The organism is Streptomyces sp. NPDC043861 (assembly GCF_056435905.1).
In genome coordinates this window covers 178,543-197,753 of the sequence record NZ_JBWKDP010000004.1, presented here as the reverse complement: position 1 = coordinate 197,753, position 19,211 = coordinate 178,543, and the positions used below count along the sequence as shown (strand labels likewise).

20 protein-coding genes and 1 pseudogene are annotated in these 19,211 nt (G+C 70.9%); 10 read left to right on the top strand and 11 right to left on the bottom strand.

The genetic code is table 11. The features are described from left to right. On the bottom strand, positions 1-675 hold the full coding sequence (locus tag AC068D_RS11770; protein ID WP_478822813.1) for a protein-L-isoaspartate(D-aspartate) O-methyltransferase: 675 nt from the start codon (positions 673-675) through the stop codon (positions 1-3). 15 nt (positions 676-690) lie between these two features. Continuing rightward, the gene (locus AC068D_RS11765) at positions 691-1,635 is read right to left on the bottom strand and encodes an EamA family transporter (RefSeq protein ID WP_478822812.1); all 945 of its coding nucleotides are present in this window, start codon (positions 1,633-1,635) and stop codon (positions 691-693) included. A gap of 161 nt (positions 1,636-1,796) precedes the next feature. Here AC068D_RS11765 and AC068D_RS11760 point away from each other — a divergent pair, with 161 nt between their 5' ends. The 3 genes from AC068D_RS11760 to AC068D_RS11750 all read left to right on the top strand — a co-directional run bounded on the left by AC068D_RS11760 (position 1,797) and on the right by AC068D_RS11750 (position 4,315). Continuing rightward, positions 1,797-2,654, top strand: coding sequence for a LysR family transcriptional regulator (locus AC068D_RS11760; protein ID WP_478822811.1), 858 nt, complete (start codon positions 1,797-1,799; stop codon positions 2,652-2,654). 223 nt (positions 2,655-2,877) lie between these two features. Further along, positions 2,878-3,375 carry an allene oxide cyclase barrel-like domain-containing protein gene (locus tag AC068D_RS11755; RefSeq protein WP_478822810.1) on the top strand — a complete coding sequence of 166 codons (498 nt, stop codon included), beginning with the start codon at positions 2,878-2,880 and terminating at the stop codon, positions 3,373-3,375. A gap of 145 nt (positions 3,376-3,520) precedes the next feature. Continuing rightward, entirely contained in the window at positions 3,521-4,315 is a 795-nt protein-coding gene (locus AC068D_RS11750) for an HAD hydrolase family protein (protein WP_478823121.1), read from the top strand. 234 nt (positions 4,316-4,549) lie between these two features. Here the strand turns inward: AC068D_RS11750 and AC068D_RS11745 are convergent, their stop codons facing one another. Continuing rightward, positions 4,550-5,209 (bottom strand): HAD family hydrolase, encoded by a 660-nt coding sequence (locus tag AC068D_RS11745; protein ID WP_478822809.1) that lies wholly within the window; start codon positions 5,207-5,209, stop codon positions 4,550-4,552. 125 nt (positions 5,210-5,334) lie between these two features. Between AC068D_RS11745 and AC068D_RS11740 the strand changes: the two genes are divergently transcribed. Next, the gene (locus tag AC068D_RS11740; RefSeq protein ID WP_478822808.1) at positions 5,335-6,006 is read left to right on the top strand and encodes a nucleoside deaminase; all 672 of its coding nucleotides are present in this window, start codon (positions 5,335-5,337) and stop codon (positions 6,004-6,006) included. Here the strand turns inward: AC068D_RS11740 and AC068D_RS11735 are convergent. Continuing rightward, positions 5,994-8,786, bottom strand: coding sequence for an FAD-binding and (Fe-S)-binding domain-containing protein (locus tag AC068D_RS11735; protein ID WP_478822807.1), 2,793 nt, complete (start codon positions 8,784-8,786; stop codon positions 5,994-5,996). The genes AC068D_RS11740 and AC068D_RS11735 overlap by 13 nt on opposite strands. 139 nt (positions 8,787-8,925) lie before the next feature. Between AC068D_RS11735 and serC the strand changes: the two genes are divergently transcribed. Together serC and AC068D_RS11725 are read left to right on the top strand one after the other, a co-directional pair. Then, positions 8,926-10,044 (top strand): phosphoserine transaminase, encoded by a 1,119-nt coding sequence (gene serC, locus AC068D_RS11730; RefSeq protein ID WP_478822806.1) that lies wholly within the window; start codon positions 8,926-8,928, stop codon positions 10,042-10,044. 312 nt (positions 10,045-10,356) lie between these two features. Next, complete coding sequence (locus AC068D_RS11725) at positions 10,357-11,013, top strand: DUF4360 domain-containing protein (RefSeq protein ID WP_478822805.1); 657 nt, start codon at positions 10,357-10,359, stop codon at positions 11,011-11,013. Between the two features lie 317 nt (positions 11,014-11,330). On the opposite strand, the gene AC068D_RS11720 is transcribed toward AC068D_RS11725, so the two are convergent. Then, entirely contained in the window at positions 11,331-12,164 is an 834-nt protein-coding gene (locus tag AC068D_RS11720) for an ABC transporter permease (RefSeq protein ID WP_478822804.1), read from the bottom strand. Further along, a complete protein-coding gene (locus tag AC068D_RS11715) occupies positions 12,161-13,141 on the bottom strand; it encodes an ATP-binding cassette domain-containing protein (protein WP_478822803.1) in 981 nt (326 codons plus the stop codon). Before AC068D_RS11715 ends, AC068D_RS11720 begins: the two co-directional genes overlap by 4 nt. 71 nt (positions 13,142-13,212) lie before the next feature. On the opposite strand from AC068D_RS11715, the gene AC068D_RS11710 reads away from it, so the two are divergent. Next, entirely contained in the window at positions 13,213-13,938 is a 726-nt protein-coding gene (locus AC068D_RS11710; RefSeq protein ID WP_478822802.1) for a TetR/AcrR family transcriptional regulator, read from the top strand. Between the two features lie 94 nt (positions 13,939-14,032). Here AC068D_RS11710 and AC068D_RS11705 read toward each other — a convergent pair whose 3' ends face one another. Further along, the gene (locus AC068D_RS11705) at positions 14,033-15,067 is read right to left on the bottom strand and encodes an SdiA-regulated/phytase-like domain-containing protein (RefSeq protein ID WP_478822801.1); all 1,035 of its coding nucleotides are present in this window, start codon (positions 15,065-15,067) and stop codon (positions 14,033-14,035) included. A gap of 69 nt (positions 15,068-15,136) precedes the next feature. Between AC068D_RS11705 and AC068D_RS11700 the strand changes: the two genes are divergently transcribed. Next, positions 15,137-15,823: a GDSL-type esterase/lipase family protein gene (locus tag AC068D_RS11700; RefSeq protein ID WP_478822800.1), complete on the top strand. Its 687-nt coding sequence runs from the start codon at positions 15,137-15,139 to the stop codon at positions 15,821-15,823. A 13-nt stretch (positions 15,824-15,836) separates the two neighbouring features. On the opposite strand, the gene AC068D_RS11695 is transcribed toward AC068D_RS11700, so the two are convergent. Both AC068D_RS11695 and AC068D_RS11690 read right to left on the bottom strand, forming a co-directional pair. Then, complete coding sequence (locus AC068D_RS11695) at positions 15,837-16,130, bottom strand: DUF2087 domain-containing protein (protein ID WP_478822799.1); 294 nt, start codon at positions 16,128-16,130, stop codon at positions 15,837-15,839. A 282-nt stretch (positions 16,131-16,412) separates the two neighbouring features. After that, positions 16,413-16,868: a carboxymuconolactone decarboxylase family protein gene (locus AC068D_RS11690; RefSeq protein WP_478822798.1), complete on the bottom strand. Its 456-nt coding sequence runs from the start codon at positions 16,866-16,868 to the stop codon at positions 16,413-16,415. 188 nt (positions 16,869-17,056) lie between these two features. On the opposite strand from AC068D_RS11690, the gene AC068D_RS11685 reads away from it, so the two are divergent. Together AC068D_RS11685 and AC068D_RS11680 are read left to right on the top strand one after the other, a co-directional pair. Continuing rightward, entirely contained in the window at positions 17,057-17,260 is a 204-nt protein-coding gene (locus AC068D_RS11685; RefSeq protein ID WP_478822797.1) for an antitoxin, read from the top strand. Between the two features lie 17 nt (positions 17,261-17,277). Next, complete coding sequence (locus AC068D_RS11680; RefSeq protein ID WP_478822796.1) at positions 17,278-17,718, top strand: CBS domain-containing protein; 441 nt, start codon at positions 17,278-17,280, stop codon at positions 17,716-17,718. 329 nt (positions 17,719-18,047) lie between these two features. On the opposite strand, the gene AC068D_RS11675 is transcribed toward AC068D_RS11680, so the two are convergent. Together AC068D_RS11675 and AC068D_RS11670 are read right to left on the bottom strand one after the other, a co-directional pair. Next, complete coding sequence (locus tag AC068D_RS11675) at positions 18,048-18,809, bottom strand: class F sortase (RefSeq protein ID WP_478822795.1); 762 nt, start codon at positions 18,807-18,809, stop codon at positions 18,048-18,050. A 126-nt stretch (positions 18,810-18,935) separates the two neighbouring features. Further along, positions 18,936-19,211: pseudogene (locus AC068D_RS11670) on the bottom strand (hypothetical protein); the annotation flags it as partial.

The following is a 19,211-nucleotide window of genomic DNA, read 5'->3' as shown; positions in this document are numbered from 1 at the left end:
TCAGCCGGCACCCCCGGACGGGGCCGTCGAAGGGTACCCGTGCTCCCCGAACAGGCGGACGAAGCAAGCCCGTGCGACGGTCCTGCGGCGCACGAGGCTCCGGCCGGTGCGCTCGTACAGCACGACCTCCTCATGGCCTCCCGGACCGATCGGCTGGACCAGCCGGCCACCGGCCCTCAGCTGTCCGGCCACCGGCGGCGGCACTTCGGGGAACGCGGCACAGACGACGACGGCGTCATAGGGAGCGCGGGAGGCCACACCGAGGGTGCCGTCACCGACGACGACCTCGACGTTCCCGACCCCCACGGCCGCGAGCCTGCCCCGTGCCTCTTCCGCCACGTCCGGCCATCGCTCGACACTCACCACACGAGCGGCGAGGCGGGCCAACAGCGCGGTCTGGAAGCCGTAGCCGCTCCCGATTTCCAGGACGGACTCGTTCCCGGTGAGGCCCAGCGCGGCGACCATCATGGCCACGAGGGAGGGCTGTGTCGTCACCTGACCGTGGCCGATCGGAATCGGTGCGTCCGTGTACGCCGACGCGCCGTGGGCGGCGGGGACGAACGCCGAGCGCGGGGTGGCTCGCATCGCCTCCAGCACACGGTCGTCCGTCACTCCGGCGGCACGGGCGGCCATGACCAGGTCGTCAGGGGTGGGTTGGGGGCCATGGAGGTCCATGACGTCCACCTCCCGTCACTGCGCGCGGGCGGCGCGCTTCACCTGGGTGCGGACCGCACCCATACTCGCGGCGACGACCAGCGCGATCGCCAGCGTATCGGTGACCGACAGCGCCTGGTGCAGCACCAGGAATCCGGCCGTCGCCGCAATCGCGGGCTCCAGGCTCATCAGCACGGCGAAGGCCGGTGCGGAAAGCCGGCGCAGAGCCAGCAGCTCCAGCGTGTACGGCAGTACGGACGACATCATCGCGACCACGAGGCCGAGCCCGACCAGTGACGGCACGAGCAGCTTGCCGCCCGCCTCGGCGATACCGAAGGGCAGGCTGAGCACCGCGCCGACCGCCATGGCGAGGGCAAGCCCGTCGGCCTGCGGGAAGCGGCGCCCGGTGCGGGCACTGAACATGATGTACGCGGCCCACATCGCGCCCGCTCCGAGGGCGAAGGCCGCGCCGACCGGATCGAGCCGGTCGAAGCCGCCGCCGTTGAGCAGGACGACACCGGCGAGGGCGAGACCCGCCCAGACGAGGTTGACGAGCCGGCGCGAGACGATCACCGAGAGCGCCAGCGGCCCGAGCACCTCCAGGGTGACGGCCGCGCCCAGCGGGATACGGTCGACGGACTGGTAGAACAGCATGTTCATCCCCGCCATGGCAGCGCCGAAGGCGAGAACGGTCCCCCAGTCGGCGCGGCTGTGCCCGCGCAGCCGTGGCCTGCACACCAGCAGAAGCACGACGGCGGCGAGGACGAGCCGCAGAGTGACGACGCCGAGTGCGCCGGCCCGCGGCATCAGCAGCACGGCAACGGCGGCACCGAACTGCACGGAGAGCCCGCCGGCGACGACGAGGGCGACCGATCCGAGTGCGCCGGACCCACGGCTCGCGGATCCTTCCAGCGCGGCGGACGCTTCGGGCAGGGCGACGGCGGAGGCGGCCGCCCGCTCCGTACCGGTGGTGCCGCTCACCGATTCCACCCCTCGCCCATCCCCTTCACCTCGTCCATCTCACTAAACTTTCAGTCCAATATAGTGCACCGGATGCGCTCGCTCCACCCGTCACGTTTCACGCTACGGAACACCGTGCCGCTCGTGAAATGACGGTTGGTCTGCGGTTATGCTCCACACGCATGAGCATCGAGCTGCGGCATCTGCGCTGCTTCCTCGCCATCGCGGAGGAGCGGAGCCTGACCAGGGCAGCCGCCGCACTGCACCTCACCCAGCCGGCCGTCTCCCGCACCCTCGCCGCCCTGGAACGCCACCTCGACGTCCGTCTCGTCGACCGCTCCACCCACCATCTCGATCTGACGCCCGAGGGTCTCGCCTTCCGCGACAAGGCCGCCGTGGCCGTGGCCGCCTTCGACGATGCCCTCGACACGAGCCGGCTGCGCCGCCGCCCCCTGCGGCTCGGACACGCCTGGGCGGCGTTCGGGCCGTACACCACCCCATTGCTCCGCCGCTGGCAGCAGGAACACCCGGACACTCCGCTGGAACTCCTCCGCATCGACGACCGCACCGCCGGACTGGCCCGCGGCGAGGTCGACGCGGCGGTCCTGCGAGGACCGGTGGACACCCCCGGGCTCATGACCGAACTGCTCTTCACCGAACCGCGCGTGGCGGCGATCACCTCCGACGGCCCGCTCGCGGCCCGCCCCCGGCTGACGCTCTCCGACCTGACCACCGAGACGATCGTGCTGAATCCGGTCTCAGGCACGACGACTCCCGCCCTCTGGCCGTTGCACGGCCGCCCCGCCTCCACTCTGACCGTCGGCAACACCGACGACTGGCTCGCAGCGATCGCGGCGGGCCGGGGCGCGGGCGTTTCGTCGGCCTCCACCGCCTCCATGCACCCGCACCCGGGGGTGACCTACCGCCCCCTCACCGACGCACCCGCGGTACCGGTCCTGCTGGCCTGGCGCGCCGGTGCCCCTCATCCGGCGGTGGGGGCGCTGGCGGAGCTGGCCCGTGAACTCAGCGGCCAGGGATGAGCCGTGACGCCTCGGCACGGGACGAGAACGACCGGCCGGGAGCACTGAGTGGCAGTCAGGGAGGTACGCACCGCCGGAGGACGGAGCAATCGTTCACCTGGATGGCCAGCCGGAGTCGCGATGCGGGGTCGCCCACACGAAGCTGACGAAGCAACCGGTATCAACCGGTACTTCACATGACAGATGGTCAGTGAACCGCTCTTATCCCCACAGGAGACACATCGTGCCCCGCTTCAAGCATGCCCTCCCCAGCGCTGTCGCCGGTATGGCCGCTCTGCTCGTCTGCGCCTACCCCGCCTCGGCCACCAGTGACGACCCCTCGAAGAAGCCCGGACGGGAAGAGGTCATCGAGCTCGTCGCCAAGACGACCCAGAACCGGTTCATCGACGTCGACCCGTCCGGCCCCAGCCAGGGTGACCAGTTCATCAACAGCGGGGACCTCATCCGCGACGACGAGGAGATCGGCACCTACGGCGAGGTGTGCACGGTCACCCGGACCGCCCCGGGCGACGAGTTCGACCTGCAGTGCGTGGGCACCCTCTCCCTCCCCAAGGGGGACCTCACCGTGCAGGGCCGGTTCACCGTCGAGGGTGACGAGACCGGCGAGATCAACTTCGCGATCACGGGAGGCACGGAGAAGTACCGCACGGCCCGTGGCTTCGTCCACGCCGAGAACACCAGTGAGACGGAATCGGACCTCACCCTCCACATCATCCGCTGACGGGACGGCTGAGCCGCCCCGACCCGTCGCCGCCGGCCTTGAGCGGTGCGTCGCGTCTGTGCGCACCGCCGGGGCCGGCGGGCTGCGGAGGGGTGAACCGGTACCCGGTGCGGCCGCCTAACATGAGCCGGTGCCGCTGCCCCGAGTGATCGCCACCGACCTGGACGGCACCCTCCTGCGCCGCGACGGCACCCTGTCGGCGCGCACCTTGCGTGCGCTGCGCACCGCGGTGGACGCCGGCACGGAGGTCGTCCTCGTCACCGCCCGGCCGCCACGCTTCGTCGACGTGCTCACCACGGCGACCGGACTCGCCGGAACGGCGGTGTGCAGCAACGGCGCGCTGGTGTACGACCTCGCGACCCGCACGGTCTCCGCGTCCCGGGCCCTGCCCGTGCCCGTCGCCCGCGACGTGGCCGCCGCGCTGTCGGCCGCCGCGCCCGGCCTGGGCTTCGCCGTGGAGACGGGTCACCACTTCCTGTACGAGCCGGCGTACGGACTGCGCTTCGCCGGTGTCCCAGAAGCCGAACGCGCCGTCGCTTCCCTGGCCGACCTGTGGCTGCTCGACGTGCCCATCGTGCAACTGCTCGCCCATTCGGTGCAGTTCGACGCAGACACCCTGCTCGCCATCGCGAGGCAGGCCATGGGCGGAGAGGCGCAGTTCACCCATTCCGGCGGTCGGGGCCTGCTGGAGATCAGCGCTCCGGGTGTCACCAAGGCGGACACTCTTTCGGCCCTGTGCGAGGAGCGCGGCATCACCGCCGCCGAGGTCGTCGCCTTCGGCGACATGCCGAACGACCTGACCATCCTCAACTGGGCGGGCACCGGATACGCGATGGGCAACGCCCACCCGACCGTGCTCTCCGCCGTCGCACGACGCACGGCCTCCAACCAGGAGGACGGCGTCGCCCTCGTGCTCGAGCAGCTCTTCGGCCCGCACTGAGTCCTGTCGGACGCCGGTGTGCGCGGTCACGCGAGCGGCAGCCACATCCGACGGGGAACGGTCCCGGCCCTCCGAGCGGAGGGCCGTGCGTCTGCCGCACAGCGACACCGCCGAAGCCGCGATGTGGCGTTCCGGTCGGGCACGCTCACCGTGACGTGCCACGCGTCGCGGGCGGTCCGGGTCGAAGCCTGCTGCCCGGCCGGCAACCCGTCACCCGGGGGCCCGCCTCGGCGGTCAGCGAACCGTCGTCCCCAGCAGTGACGGCAGCTCCCTCATGTCGTCGAACACCACGGTGCCCGGGCCCTCCAACCGTGCTGCCGGGGTCAGACCGCCGCAGTAGCCGTAGGCACGCATACCGGCGGCGCGCGCCGCCTGGACCCCGTAGGCGCTGTCCTCGACCACCGCGCACCGCGACGGGTCGACGCCCATGGAGCGGGCGGCGTGCAGGAAGAGGTCGGGCGCGGGCTTTCCCCGGGGCACGTCCTCGGCGCTGAAGACACGGCCCTCGAAACGCTCGCTCAGCGCGGTGAGCCCGAGACTGTGCCGGATGCCGTCGTGGTCACCGTTGGACGCCACGCAGAAGGGTGCCGTGAGGCCGTCAAGTGCGTCCACGACCCCTTCGACCGCCGTCAGTTCGGCGGTGAACGCCTCCTGGTAGAGGTGCTCGTACTTCCGCTGCCAGCCCTCCTGAAGGCGCCGCCCCAGCCGTTTCTCGATCTCGGCCGTGTAGACCTCGGTGGAGGAGCCGACGAAGAGTTCGACGATCTCGGCCTCGGTGAACGCGCACCCGAGATCGGCCGTGATCACGGCATCCACCTTGACGCATATCCGCTCGCTGTCGACGAGCACGCCGTCGCAGTCGAAGATCACCAGTTCGACGGGGGGTGGTGTCATGGGGAGCATCCTAGGAAGCGGCCACGGCGGTTCCGGCACGCAGGTCCACGAACGGGCCGGAGCCCTGCCCGGACCGCCCGGCGCATCCTGGCCCCGGCGACGCGCGCCGCCGGGACAATCGGCCCATGAGGAGCCTCCGAACCGATTCAGCCGCAGCGACCGTTCCGGAGCTCTGGCGGCTGCCGTTCGAGCTGGCCTGGGAAGCCTTCCGGGCGGGAAGCCGACCGGTGGGCGCCGCACTCGTCGGCGCGCAGGGCCGCGTCGTCGCGAGCGGACGCAATCGCAGCCAGGAAACCGATGCCCCACCCGGACAGCTCGCGGGCACATCACTCGCGCACGCCGAGGTGAACGTTCTCGCCCAACTGCCGTCGCACAGGCGGTACGAGGACCACAGGCTCTACGCCACCCTCGAACCATGCCTGCTGTGCAGCAGCGCCCTCATCCACGCCCACGTCGGCACGGTCGTGTACGCCGCCGCCGACCCTCTCTGGCGGGGTGTCGAGAACGTGCCGCAGGTGGGCGGAGCCATCGCACGGCGCTGGGCGCGCCGGGAGGGCCCCGTTGACGGGCCGCTCGCCGTCTTCGGCGCGATGCTCATGGAACTCTGGGCCCTCCGCCGTGCCCCGGCCGGAACCGGCCGGACTCAAGGCGCCGCCGCCACGCGGGCCCGACGTTGTCTCGAGGTCGACGGCTTTCTCGATGCAGAGGACGTGCATGCCGCCTATCGGCTGGCATGGCCGCATCTGACGCCCCCGGTGCTCCGACCGGACACCGGCCGCCCGGGTCATCCCTCCTGACCACCCGGAAGCGCCTCCGCCAGGACCTCCGCCAGATGCCGCCCCCTCCTCCCCGCCAGCTGCTCCAGTTGTGTACGGCAGGAGAAGCCGTCCGCCAGGAGTACGGCGTCCTCGCCCGCCGCGCGCACGGACGGCAGCAGCTGGTCCTCGGCGCAGGCGACGGACACCTCGTAATGGCCGCGTTCGAAGCCGAAGTTGCCCGCAAGCCCGCAGCAGCCGCCGCTCAGCTCGCCGACGAGGCCGGCGCGCTCGCGCAGTCGCCGCTCTGCCGCGTCGCCCAGAACCGCGTGCTGGTGGCAGTGGGTCTGGCCGGCCACCGGGCGGTCGATACGGGGCGGCGTCCAGGCGGGTGCGTGTTCCTCGAGGGCGCCCGCGAAGGTCCGTACGGTGTCGGCCAGAGCCCGCGCCCGCGGGTCGTCCGGCAGCAGTTCGGGGACGTCCGTCCTCAGCGTCGCCGCGCAGCTCGGTTCGAGGACGACGACCGGGGCGCCGCGCTCCAGCACCGGCTCCATGACGTCCAGGGTGCGGCGCATCACCGCGCGGGCGCGGTCCAGTTGACCGGTCGATACATAGGTCAGACCGCAACAGACCCGGCCCGGGGGGAGCGTGACCCCGAGGCCCGCGGACGCGAGGACCTTCACGGCCGCGCGGCCGACCGACGGGGAGAGATGATCCGTGAACGTGTCGGGCCACAGCACGAGCGGAGAGCCGGGCGTGCCGTCCCGGTGCCACCATGACGTGAAGGTCCGGCGGGCCAGGGGCGGGAGGTCCCGTTCCGGGGCGATGCCGGCCAGGCGCTTCACCGCACCGGCCAGCGGCCGCATGTGCGCCGCGGCGTTCAGTACCCCGGCGAACGGCGCGGCCGGCCGCAGCCACTGCGGCAGCCGCCCCATCGCGTAGTGCGCCGCGGGACGGCGCCGTCCCGCGTAGTGCTGGTGCAGGAACTCCGCCTTGTACATGGCCATGTCGACACCCACTGGGCAGTCGCTCCTGCAGCCCTTGCAGGACAGACACAGGTCCAGCGCCTCCCGTACCTCCCGCGACCGCCACCCGTCCGTGAGCACCTCGCCGGCGAGCATCTCGTGCAGCAGCCGGGCGCGGCCGCGTGTGGAGTGCTGCTCCTCGCCGGTCGCGCGGTAGGAGGGGCACATCACGCCCGGCCCCGAACTCGGCCCCTCCACCCGGCACTTGGCGACCCCGACACATCGCCGCACCGCTGCGGCGAAGTCCCCGCCGTCGTCCGGATAGCCGAACTCCACATCGACCGGCGTACGCGGCAGGACATCGAAGCGCAGGTTCTCGTCCAGCCGTGCCGGGCGTGCAAGGATGCCCGGGTTCAGCCCTCCCGCCGGGTCCCACAGGTCCTTGAACCGGCCGAAGAGACCGACCAGTTGGTCCCCGTACATGCTCGGCAGCAGCTCCGCCCGCGCCTGCCCGTCACCGTGCTCGCCCGACAGTGAACCCCCATGTGCCACGACCAGGGCGGCCACGGCCTCGGAGAAGGAGCGGAAGCGCCGTACCCCGTCCTCGCTCAGCAGGTCGAAGTCGATACGGACATGGATGCAGCCGTCCCCGAAGTGCCCGTACGGCGTCCCCCTCAGTCCGTGCTCCGCAAGCAGTGCGCGGAAGTCCCGAAGATAGGCGCCGAGGCGTGCGGGAGGCACCGCGCAGTCCTCCCAGCCAGGCCAGGCCTCGCTGCCGTCCGGCATCCGGGTGGCGGTGCCGGCCGCGTCCTCCCGCACCCGCCACAGCGCCCGTTGCCCGGCGGGGTCGGTCACGACGGCGCCGTCGAGCGCGTCCGCGCCCCGCACGATCGCCTCCGCGCGGGCGCGTGCCTCCGCGCCCGTCGCCCCGCCGGTCTCGACGAACAGCCAGGCCCCGCCCCGCGGCAGCCCGCCGCGGTCGGGCACGAGGTCCTGCGCCATGCCCTCCACCGTCAGCGGCCGGAACGGCAGCAGCCCTGCGGCGGCTTCGGCGGCCGCGCTCTCGTCGGCGTACCCCAGGACGGCGAGGGCGCGCGCGGGTGGCGATTCCACGAGGCGCACGGTCGCCTCGGTGAGGACACCGAGCGTGCCCTCGCTGCCGCAGAACGCGCGGGCGAGATCGATCCCGTTCTCCGGCAGCAGGGCGTCCAGCGCATACCCGGAGATGCGGCGCGGCAGCCCGGCGGGGAAGCCGGTCCGCAGCAGCGCCAGATTCCCTTCCACCAGCTCCCGCAGCCCGTCGGGCGCGGTGTCCCAGCCCCGGCCCAGCCGGAGCTCGGCGCCGCCGTACGTCACCACCGACAGCTCGTGGACGTTGTCCGCGGTCGTGCCCCACGCCACCGAGTGGGCCCCGCAGGCGTTGTTGCCGATCATCCCGCCGAGTGTGCAGCGGCTGTGGGTGGACGGATCGGGGCCGAACGTCAGCCCGTACCTCCCGGCCGCGTCCCGCAGCCGGTCCAGCACCACGCCCGGCTGGACGACGGCCGTGCGGGCCTCGGGGTCCACGGACACCACGGCCCTCATATGGCGGGTGAAGTCCAGCACCACCCCCACCCCGGTCGCCTGGCCCGCGATCGAGGTCCCCGCACCCCGCGGCAGCACGGGAACGCCGTGGGCACGGCAGACGGCGAGCACCGCGGCCACGTCTGCCGCGTCGCGCGGCGCGACGACGCCGTCCGGAACACGTCGGTAGTTGGACGCGTCCATCGTCATCAGCGAACGGGCCCCGGGCCCGAAGTCCACCTCGCCGCGGACGTCCGCCCGGAGGGCACGTTCGAGCTGCTTGCGATCGGCCATGGGCTCAGCGTGCCCCCGCCGGCGCGCATGCACCCGCCCGATCGGGTGATGCCGCACCTGCGTCCCGGCCAGTGACCTCTTGTCTCATCCGCCGGACAACGCCCGCGGTGACCTGGCGGAACCGACTAGGCTCCGGCTCGTGGCTGATATCCAGATTCCCGCTGACATCAAGCCCGCCGACGGCCGTTTCGGCGCGGGCCCCTCCAAGGTGCGTACGGAGGCGCTGGACGCCCTGGCCGCAACCGGCACCTCTCTGCTCGGCACCTCCCACCGCCAGGCCCCGGTCAAGAACCTGGTCGGCGCGGTGCGCGAGGGCGTGAGCGAGCTCTTCCAGCTCCCCGACGGCTACGAGGTGATCCTCGGCAACGGCGGCTCCACCGCCTTCTGGGACATCGCGACGCACGGTCTCATCGAGAACAAGTCGCAGCACCTCTCCTTCGGCGAGTTCTCGTCGAAGTTCGCCAAGGCGGCGAAACTGGCACCGTGGCTGGCCGAGCCGACCGTGATCTCCTCCGACCCGGGGACGCACCCGGAACCGCAGGCCGAGGCGGGCGTCGACGTCTACGCCTTCACCCACAACGAGACCTCCACCGGTGTCGCGGCTCCGATCAAGCGGGTCGATGGCGCCGACGAGGGCGCGCTGGTGCTGGTGGACGCGACATCGGGCGCGGGCGGTCTGCCCGTCGACATCGCGGAGACCGACGTCTACTACTTCGCGCCGCAGAAGTCCTTCGCGTCCGAGGGCGGCCTGTGGATCGGTGTGTTCTCGCCCGCCGCGCTGGAGCGTGCGGCCCGCGTCCACGCGTCCGGCCGGCACGTCCCGGAGTTCTTCAGCCTTCCGACGGCGATCGACAACTCCCTCAAGAACCAGACGTACAACACCCCGGCGCTGTCGACCCTCTTCCTGCTGGGCGAGCAGCTGAAGTGGTTCAACGGCCAGGGCGGGCTCGACTGGTCGGTGCGTCGCACCGCCACCTCGGCCCGCGCGCTGTACGGCTGGGCCGAGGAGTCGAAGTACGCGACGCCGTTCGTCTCCGACCCGGCCAAGCGGTCGCAGGTCATCGGCACGATCGACTTCTCGGACGACATCGACGCGGCGGCCGTCGCGAAGGTGCTGCGGGCGAACGGGATCGTCGACACCGAGCCTTACCGGAAGCTGGGGCGCAACCAGCTGCGGATCGCGATGTTCCCGGCGATCGACCCGGCGGATGTGCAGGCGCTCACGGCCTGCATCGACTTCGTCATCGAGAAGCTCTAGCAGCTCACACGACGTGGTGGAGGGCCCGGCGGCCGTTGGCCGCCGGGCCCTTGTCGTGTGTGCGGGGTGCCGGTTTCGTGGAGGTGGCGTGGAGCCACCGTGCACGTACGGCTGATAACCGCCCTATCCGGAACCTCGCTCCGTCCCTACGATCGGCAGCGATCCGACAGTGCTTGGCATGTTCACGCCTCAACTTCCGGCGGGCCCCTGGGGTTCGGGAGTGCACCGGGGCCGGACATGAGATCGGCTGGACCCCCCACGGTTCGCCTCACGCAGGCCACCGACCACCACCATCGATCGGAGTACGCAATCATGCGCGGTGCTTTACGCGCGGGTTCCGCTGCCACGGCGGTACTCGCATCCATGCTCGTCGCCGGTACCCCCGGAACCGCCTCCGCGGGCATCGTCGCCCCGCCCGACAAGATCGTCATCGAGATCGCCACGGTGAACGGCTCGGGATGCAAGCCGGGAACCGCGGCCGTGGCAGTCTCCCCGGACAACACCGCGTTCACGGTCACCTACAGCGAGTACCTCGCCAAGGTGGGCGGCGGTGCGGCACCCACCGACTTCCGCAAGAACTGTCAGCTCAATCTGATCGTCCATGTGCCGAGCGGCTTCACCTACGCCGTCGCCAGCGCGGACTACCGCGGCTACGCCTCCCTGGAACGGGGCGCCACCGCCGTCCAGAAGGCGTCGTACTACTTCCAGGGCTCGCCCGACACGGCCGCCAGGAACCACCCCTTCAGCGGTCCGTACGACGACAACTGGCAGGCCAGCGACGAGACCGGGTGGGGCCAGCTGGTCTGGGCCCCCTGCGGCGTGAAGCGGAACTTCAACATCAACACCGAGCTGCGGGTGAAGGCCGGCACCTCCAGCCCGTCGAAGACCAGCTTCATGACGATGGACTCGACCGACGGCGAGATCAACACCGTCTACCGCCTCGCATGGAAGGAATGCCCGCAGAAGTGAGCCGGGCATGACCGGTCCGGACCCCGCGCAGGCCACGGCGCGGGACCCGGCCGGTCCCGGCTGGTCCCGGCCGTCGGACCGGCCGGGACCCGTGTCCGGTCCGCATCACCCCGGGCTCATGCTCCAGCCGTCGGCGCCCGAGCACGGCCGGCGGCATCGCAGCCCGTGTTCTTCGTGCTGTACCCCCCGGCCCTCGGCCGGGTTCCCCGCATGGGCGGTGCCGGTTCGGGAACGAGTCCGGCCGGCACCGCAGCACGACCGACGGCCGGGCGGTCCCGCCCGGCTCACCGGCCCGGCCCGCAGACCTCTGTCGCGCCTCACCGGCTCAGCCGCTGGAACCGCCGCACTCCGAGCGGCAGGAAGACCGCCGTGATCACCAGCGGCCACACCACCGCCATGAGCAGCGCGTGCTGTTCGACCCACGTCCCGCCCCCGGCTCCCGGGTTCCCGAACAGCTCACGGGTCGCCACCACCGTCGACGAGAGCGGGTTCCAGGCCGCCACCGGAGCCAGCCAGGCCGGCATCAGCGAGGGCGCCACATAGACGCTGGAGATCATGGTGAGCGGGAAGACGACGGCGTACAGACCGCCCGCCGCCTCGGCGTTCGGCACCACCAGCCCGCACCACACTCCGACCCAGATCAGGCTGAAGCGCAGAGTGAGCAGCAGCCCGAACGCGGTGGCCGTGTCCGCGAGTCCGCCGTCCGAGCGCCAGCCGATCGCCAGGGCGGTCGCGGCGAGGATGACGAGTTCCGCGGCGGCCACGACGAGGTCGGCCACGCCCTGGCCGGACGCCACCGCCGACGGGGCCATCGGCATGGACCGGAAGCGGTCGGTGACACCCTTGGCCGAGTCCGTCACGACCGCCATCGCGGTGCTCATGAAACCGAACGCCATGGTCGTGGCGAACATCCCCGGCATCAGGAACGCCTTGTAGTCCCCGCCGCCCGGCACCTGCATCGCACCGCCGAAGACAAAGCCGTACAGCAGTACGGAAACCATGGGGAAGCCCAGTCGCCAGAGGATCGCGACCGGTTGGCGGCGGTAGTGGAGCATCGTGCGGCGTACGACGTTGCCGCAGTCGACGAACGCCCAGCGGACCCGCTGGTACGTACTCTCCGCTCGTGGAACGGTCAGGTCGACGGTCGTCATCGGGCAGCCTCCGCGCCGTGTCCGGTCAGGCGCAGGAACACATCGTCGAGACTCGGCCTGCGCAGTCCGAGGTCCTCGACCTGAACGCCCTCGTCGCGGAGGGTCCGTGCGACCTCCGTCAAGGCGGCCACCCGGTCTCTGACGGGCGCGTGCACCCGGCGCTCGCCGGCATCCGTCTCGAGGCCGGGACCGCTGACCCTGGCGACCACCTCGGCCACCCGCCCCAGGTCACCGTGATCGGCCACGACGACCTCGATGACGTCCCCGCCCACCGTGTCCTTCAGTCCGTCCGGGGTGTCGTCGGCGATGACTCGTCCGCGGTCCATGACGCTGACCCGCGAGGCGAGCCTGTCCGCCTCGTCCAGGTACTGGGTGGTCAGCAGTACGGTCGTGCCACCGGCGACCAAATTCCTTATGGCGTCCCAGACTTCGCCACGGGCCCGGGGGTCGAGGCCGGTCGTCGGCTCGTCGAGGAAGAGCACCTCCGGGGCCAGGATCATCGAGGCGGCGAGGTCGAGCCTGCGCCGCATTCCGCCGCTGTACTCGCCCACCCCTCTGCCGCCCGCAGCCACGAGGCCGAACCTCTCCAGCAGTTCACCGGCCCGCTCCCGGGCCCGCCGGCCGCCGAGCCGGAAGAGCCGTCCGAACAGCTCCAGGTTCTGCCGTCCGGTCAGGCTTTCGTCCACGGCCGCGTACTGCCCGGCGAGCCCGATGCGCCTCCGGACCCCCTGGGGGTCGCGCGCCACATCGACCCCCGCGACCGTGGCGCGGCCGCCGTCGAACCTCAGCAGGGTCGCCAGGATCCGTACCGCGGTGGTCTTTCCCGCACCGTTGGGGCCGAGAAGCCCGTGCACCGTGCCGCGCCGCACGGCGAGGTCGAAGCCGTCGAGGGCGTATGTCTCCCCGTAGCGCTTGCGCAGACCGTCGGTCAGCACCGCGTATCCGTTCCGTCCGTCCACATCCTCCGCCTCTCCCATTAACTGAGTACACCGTACCCGAATACGAGTACACCGTACTCAGTTTTGGCTCGACGGCTTAAGGTGGGCCCATGACGAGCAGCAGCCTCGAACTCTTGTGGGGCACCGGGGAACGACCCAGCCGAGGCCCCAAGCCGGGCCTCAGCCTCGACCGGATCGTCGCCGCCGCCATCGAGATCGCCGATGCGGAGGGCCTGGACGCCGTCTCCATGCGCCGTGTCTCCACCGAGCTCGGCGTGGGCACCATGTCGCTGTACCGCTACGTCCCGGGCAAGGCGGAGCTCCTCGATCTGATGCTCGACCGCGTCCAGGCCGAGTCACTCACCGAGAACCCGCCGCGGCCCGTCGACTGGCGCGAGGCCGTCGGGATCCTGGCCCACGACTACCGCGAGCTGTTCCACCGGCACCCGTGGCTGCTCAAGGTGAACGAGGCCCGCTCGGCGCTCGGCCCCAGCGCACTGCGCGGCATGGAGGCCTGTCTGGCGGGGCTCAAGGACATGGGGCTCAGCGACCCCGAGATCATCTCGGTGATCATCGCGGTGCGGAGTTTCGTCACGGGAATCGCCCGCCTGGAGATCCAGTCGGCCGAGGCCGCCAAGGAGACCGGCGTGAGTGACGAGGAGTTCTGGGAGGCCCAGCGTCCCTTCCTGGAGCGGGCCATGCAGAGCGGGCGGTTCCCGCACATGGCGGCCCTGTCCGAGGACACGTTCTCGCCCGAGTCCGACCACTTCGGCTTCGGACTCGAGCGGCTGGTGGACGGACTTCAGGTACTCGTCGACCGGCGCGCCGGGCGATGAAGCAGGGCAGGACGGCGCGCCGCGAAGCACGGGTCATGCAGTCCGGCTCAACCCCGCCCGCTGCTCAGCGGCACCTGCCCTGCCGGCTCCCCGGCTACCGCTTGCCCCGCCGGGACCGTACCGCCAGGCCCACCAGCACCGCGGCGACCACCGCGGCCACCGGCACGGCCAGGTCCCCCCTGTCGGTGCCGCTGCCCGGTCCGGACGCGCCACCGCTCGCGGAGCCGGAAGGCGAACCGTCCTCCGCCGGCCTCCCGTCGCCCCGGTCGAGGTCCCGGCGCACCACCTCGCTCTGCTCCCCCTCCGTACCGAACATCAGCGCCTTGCCGTCGGGGGTGAACGTCACCGACTCGGACTGCCCCTGCAGCGGCGCGCTCACATGGTGGTCGGCACCGAGCCGCCCGTCGCTCCACGCGTAACCGCGTGCGCTGAAGTAGGAGCGCAGCACCAGCTCCTTGCCGTCCGGTGAGAACGCCCCGTCCGTCACCCAGGGGACCTCGGCGATCCGCCGGAAGGTGTTCGTCCCGCCCGTGACCAGCCGGGAAGGCCCCTCGTAGAGGCCGCCCCCGTCCTCGTTCTTGCTGGCGACGTAGATCCGCCCGGTCTTCGGATGGACCATCATCGCCTCGGCGTTGCGCGGCCCGTCCTCGTACTTCACGACGTACTGGGTGGCGTGGACGGTGACGTCCTTCAGCGTCCGCGGCTCGGGGAACCGGTAGATCCAGACGTGGTCCCAGCTGCCGTTCGCGTTGTCGCCGATGTCGCCGACGTAGACGTTGCCGTCGGGGCCGACGGAGATGGCCTCCATGTCACGCGGCTTGCCGACGCCCTGCAGGGTCACGGTCGCGACGGTCCTGCCGGTCTTCGCGTCGACGGCGAAGACACGAGGCGCGTCCTGGTCGTTGTGCGTCCAGTAGATGCCCGGATGGGCACGGCTCGCCGCGAGGCCGCTGGATTCCGTGATCCTGGGATCCTTGATCGTGAACCCGTCACCGTCCCCGTCGTCCGCGGCAGCGATGACGGTCGCGGCGGCCGTCACCGTGGCGGCGGAGGCGGCGGGCACGGCAGCGGTACCGGCCGCGAGCACGGCGGCAGCGGCGGCGATCAGGGTCGTACGCAACGAACGCATGCCCCCAAGTGTCCATCGTCACGTCAGCTGCCGGGCCAGCACCCGGCAGCGGTCGGCCATGATTGGCCCATGCGTTTCATGTTCGTCGGTGATTCCATGACCATCGGACGCGCCGGCGACTACACCTGGCGCTATCGGATGTGGCAGCACCTCAACCGGTCCTTCGGCGGCCCGTACAAGATCGTCGGTCCGCGCACCGATCTGTACGACACCGTCGCCGACGCCCCCGTCTCGGCCTCCTACGCCGACCCGGACTTCCCCGCCCGTGCCCGCAGGCACCTGGCCGGCTGGGGCGAGGGCTGGCTGCACATGGCTCCGGTGATCCGTGACACGGTGACAGCGACGAAGGCGGACGTGCTGCTCGTGTCACTGGGCCTGATAGACCTCGGCTTCTACACGAACAGCAGTCAGACCGCCCTCAACGCCCGTAAGTTCATCGACGAGGCCCGCGCGGCGAATCCACACGTCCGGGCCGTTCTTCTTCCCGTCATACCCAATGTCCGGGCGCTGGCGGACGCACCCTTCGCCGCCGAGTGCGACCGCTTCAACGAGCTCCTCGCCAAAGCGGTCGCCGACCTCGACACCCCCGCCGCGTCCGTGCTGCTGGCGTCCGCACCGGAGTCGTACGACATCCACTCCGACACCTACGACGGCACCCACCCCGGCCCCTCGGGCGAGCACAAGCTGGCGGCGGCCTTCGCCGACGCGATGTACCAGGCATGGGGCGTGGGCAGCCCGTACGAGCCCGCCGCATGACCGGTCGCCCGGTCTACGGGACCCGTCGATAGCTGCGGCCGTCCCTGGTCCTGGCCAGCAGGCCGGCCACGACGAGGTACCGGCGCAGCGCCGCGGAGTCCTCGTGCACCGTGCGAAGGGCGTCGTTGACCTCGGGCTCGCCGTAGTCGCGGTCCCGTTCGAACAAGGTCTCGGCAAGATGGACGAGCAACTGCTCGCGGCGGGCGGGTTTCCGTGGGATCGAGGTCAGCCGGCCACGCGAGAAGAGTGTTTCCACACTTCCCCGCGAACCGCCGGGTGCGAGGGCACCGGGTGCAATGTCGGACATGACATGGGAGCCTCCTGCACGGCCCACGGCGGGGCAACGGAATTTCACGGGCCCCGGCCGATGCCGCGCTCCTGCCGTCGGGCGAGGAGCGCGGCTGCGGAACGCGGTCGGCCCGACAGGTCCTCCCGGAGGCGCCACGGCAGCGCCCGGCGGTCCCGGTTCCGGAATCCATGACGCCCGGAACGGGCCCGCGCTGCTCGCGCACCGCGCCGTTCACCGGGTGAGGGTCCCGGATGAACGGGGCGATCGGATGAACGGGTCTCCGGATGAACGGGCGGCCGATCACCAGGTCGCGCCGGCGACCTGTCGCGTCGTGGCGTTCAGCCGGTTGAAGAGGTTCGTCGTGCCGATCATCAGGATGATCGACGCGAGCTGCTGCTCGTCGTAGTGGTCGGCGGCGGCGTCCCACACGGCGTCCGGCACCGGGTCGGTCCGGTCGCTGAGCCGGGTCGCCGCCTCGGTGAGCGCGAGCGCCGCCCGCTCCGCGTCGGAGAAGTAAGGCGCCTCCCGCCACACCGCCACCGCGGACAGCTGCTCCTCGCTCACGCCCGCCTTCCTCGCGCTCTGTGCACCGCCCACCACGCAGTAACTGCAGCCGTTGATCTGGCTCGCGCGCAGGTGCACCAGCTCCAGGGTCGTCTCCGGGACTCCGCCCTTCCTCGTCGCCTTCAGCAGGTTGAGGATGGCCGGCATGGCCTCGGGGATCACGGTGGCGGGGTTGTTCATCCGAGCCTGCATATTTTCTTCCCTCCGGGTTTCTCGTCAGTCACTGCTCTGACGGATCAGGCGGCGGGAGTGTGACCGGCTGGGAGCGGCTGTTTTCCGCCGCTGTTCGCCATCTTTTCCGCCACCTCCTCGCGAGGATGCGAACGGCGCGGAGGGAGGTGACCCTGGAGAAGCGGGGGAACACCTCAAGGAGGTCGTCCATGTCCATGATGGACAAGATCAAGCAGATGCTGAAGGGCCACGAGGACCAGGCTTCGAAAGGCGTCGACAGAGCCGGAGACATGATCGACGACAGGACCCAGGGAAAGCACAGCGGCCAGGTCGACACCGCCCAGGACAAGCTCAAGGAGCAGTACGGCGGTGACCAGCCCGGCCAGGGCCAGACCAGGCCGCCCCAGGCCTGACGGATCGGAAGGGAATCATGACCGGGAACACCCAGCTCACCGCCCGCGACATCATGACCAGTGGCGTCCAGTGCGTCGGCGCACACCAGTCGCTGCTGGACGCGGCACAGATGATGCGCGATCTGAACGTCGGCTGTCTGCCCATATGCGGCGACAACAACAGGCTCACGGGCCTGATCACCGACCGCGACATCGTGGTCCAGTGCTGCGCCGAAGGCATCGACCCGGCAACGGTCCAGGCCGGCTCCCTCGGTGGCGAGCTCCACTGGATAGACGCGAGCGCGGGCGCCGATGCGGCACTGGAGTTGATGGAACAGCGCCAGATCAAGCGTCTGCCGGTGATCGACGTCCAGCACGGCCACCAGCTCGTCGGCATGATCACGGAGGCCAATCTCGCGAAGAACCTCACGGACGCGCAGATCGCGGAGTTCGCGACGCGCGTGTACGCGAACGCCTGAGGCGTCGTCGTCATGGAATGAGTTCCGAGCTGCGCCCTGCGCCGTACCGATCGCGGCCTTGCCGATCCCGGTGATCGTGGCCGTGCGGTCGTGGCGTGGGGTGCGTGCGTCCCACCCCGGCGTCAGCGGGCAACGGCCCCCGGAACAGCGGGTAGTGGGGTGCCCGCCTCCCTGGATCAGGGGTGCCCCTCCACGGATTCCCGACCGTGCGGAGCCCGTTGAGGTGACGGAGCCCGTCGGTGGACGTCGACGAACTCATCGACAGAAGCACGCCCGGGACCCGGACCTGGCGGACCAGGCCGGACCCCGGGCGTTCGCACGCAGTTGGGTCACTTGGGACGGATGTCGGTGAGGTGGGCGAAGACGACGACGTTCTCCTTGTAGTCCTTGACCTTCTTGTCGTAGTCGCCGCCGCAGGTGATCAGCCGCAGATGTGCGGTCGGCACATCGTCGTAGACACGCTCGTTGGGGAACTGCGCCTTGCTGAACGCCTCGACCGAGTCGACCCTGAACGTGGCGAGTGAACCGTCCGCACGGCTGATTTCGATCTTGTTCCCGCGCTTGAGCGCACTGAGGTCCACGAACACGGCGGGCCCGGTCAGGGTGTCGAAGTGGCCCGCGACGATCGCCGTGCCGCGCTCGCCGGGAGTGACGCCGCCCTTGAACCAGCCGACCAGATTCCTGTCGTTGGCCGGTGGCGGGTTGAGCTGACCCGACGGGCCGATGGTCAACGGCGTAAACGGTGCATTGACGTTGATGATGGGGATCTTGATCCGCTTGGGGGAGGAGCGGTGCATGGCAAGGCCCGGTCCTGCGGTGGGACGGGCGGGGGGCGGCCCGACGGACGGCCCCGGCGGCGGCGCGGCGGACTTCCCGGCCGAGGGTCCCGCGGCTTCGGGCGTGGGTGTGACGACCACGACGGGCGCGGGGCGGAGCTGTCGTTGGCCCACCGCACTGCCGTCGAGCGAACCGTAGACCAGGAGAGCGCCGACCCCCACAGACGCAGCAGGCCACAGCAAGGCCTTCCGGTAGCCCCAGAAGGTACGTGCGAAGCGGTGCGGGAGCCGGCCGGACTGCTGCCGGAAGATCATGTGAGCGTGCCTTTCGGTGCTGGGTGAAGCGGCATGAGGGTGCTGCGCAAACACCACCGCCGCGGCCACCGCCCCAAGGGACGGTGGCCGCTACTACGCAGCGAGACGGCTACAGGGGAGGCCGCATCAAGCCCGGGCACCACCGGACGCGTTGCGACGACGCAGCTTGTAGACAGCGGCGCCGATGCCACCGAGCATCAGGATCGAACCGGCAGCCAGGCTGCTGCCGTTCGTGGCGAGACCACCACCACCGGTGTGGACGCCACCGTTGGGCTTGTCGTAGTCGTCCTTGTCGCCCTTGTCGTAGTCGTCCTTGTCACCCTTGTCGTAGTCCTTGTCGCCCTTGTCACCCTTGTCGTAGTCCTTGTCGCCCTTGTCGTAGTCCTTGTCTTCCTTGTCGCC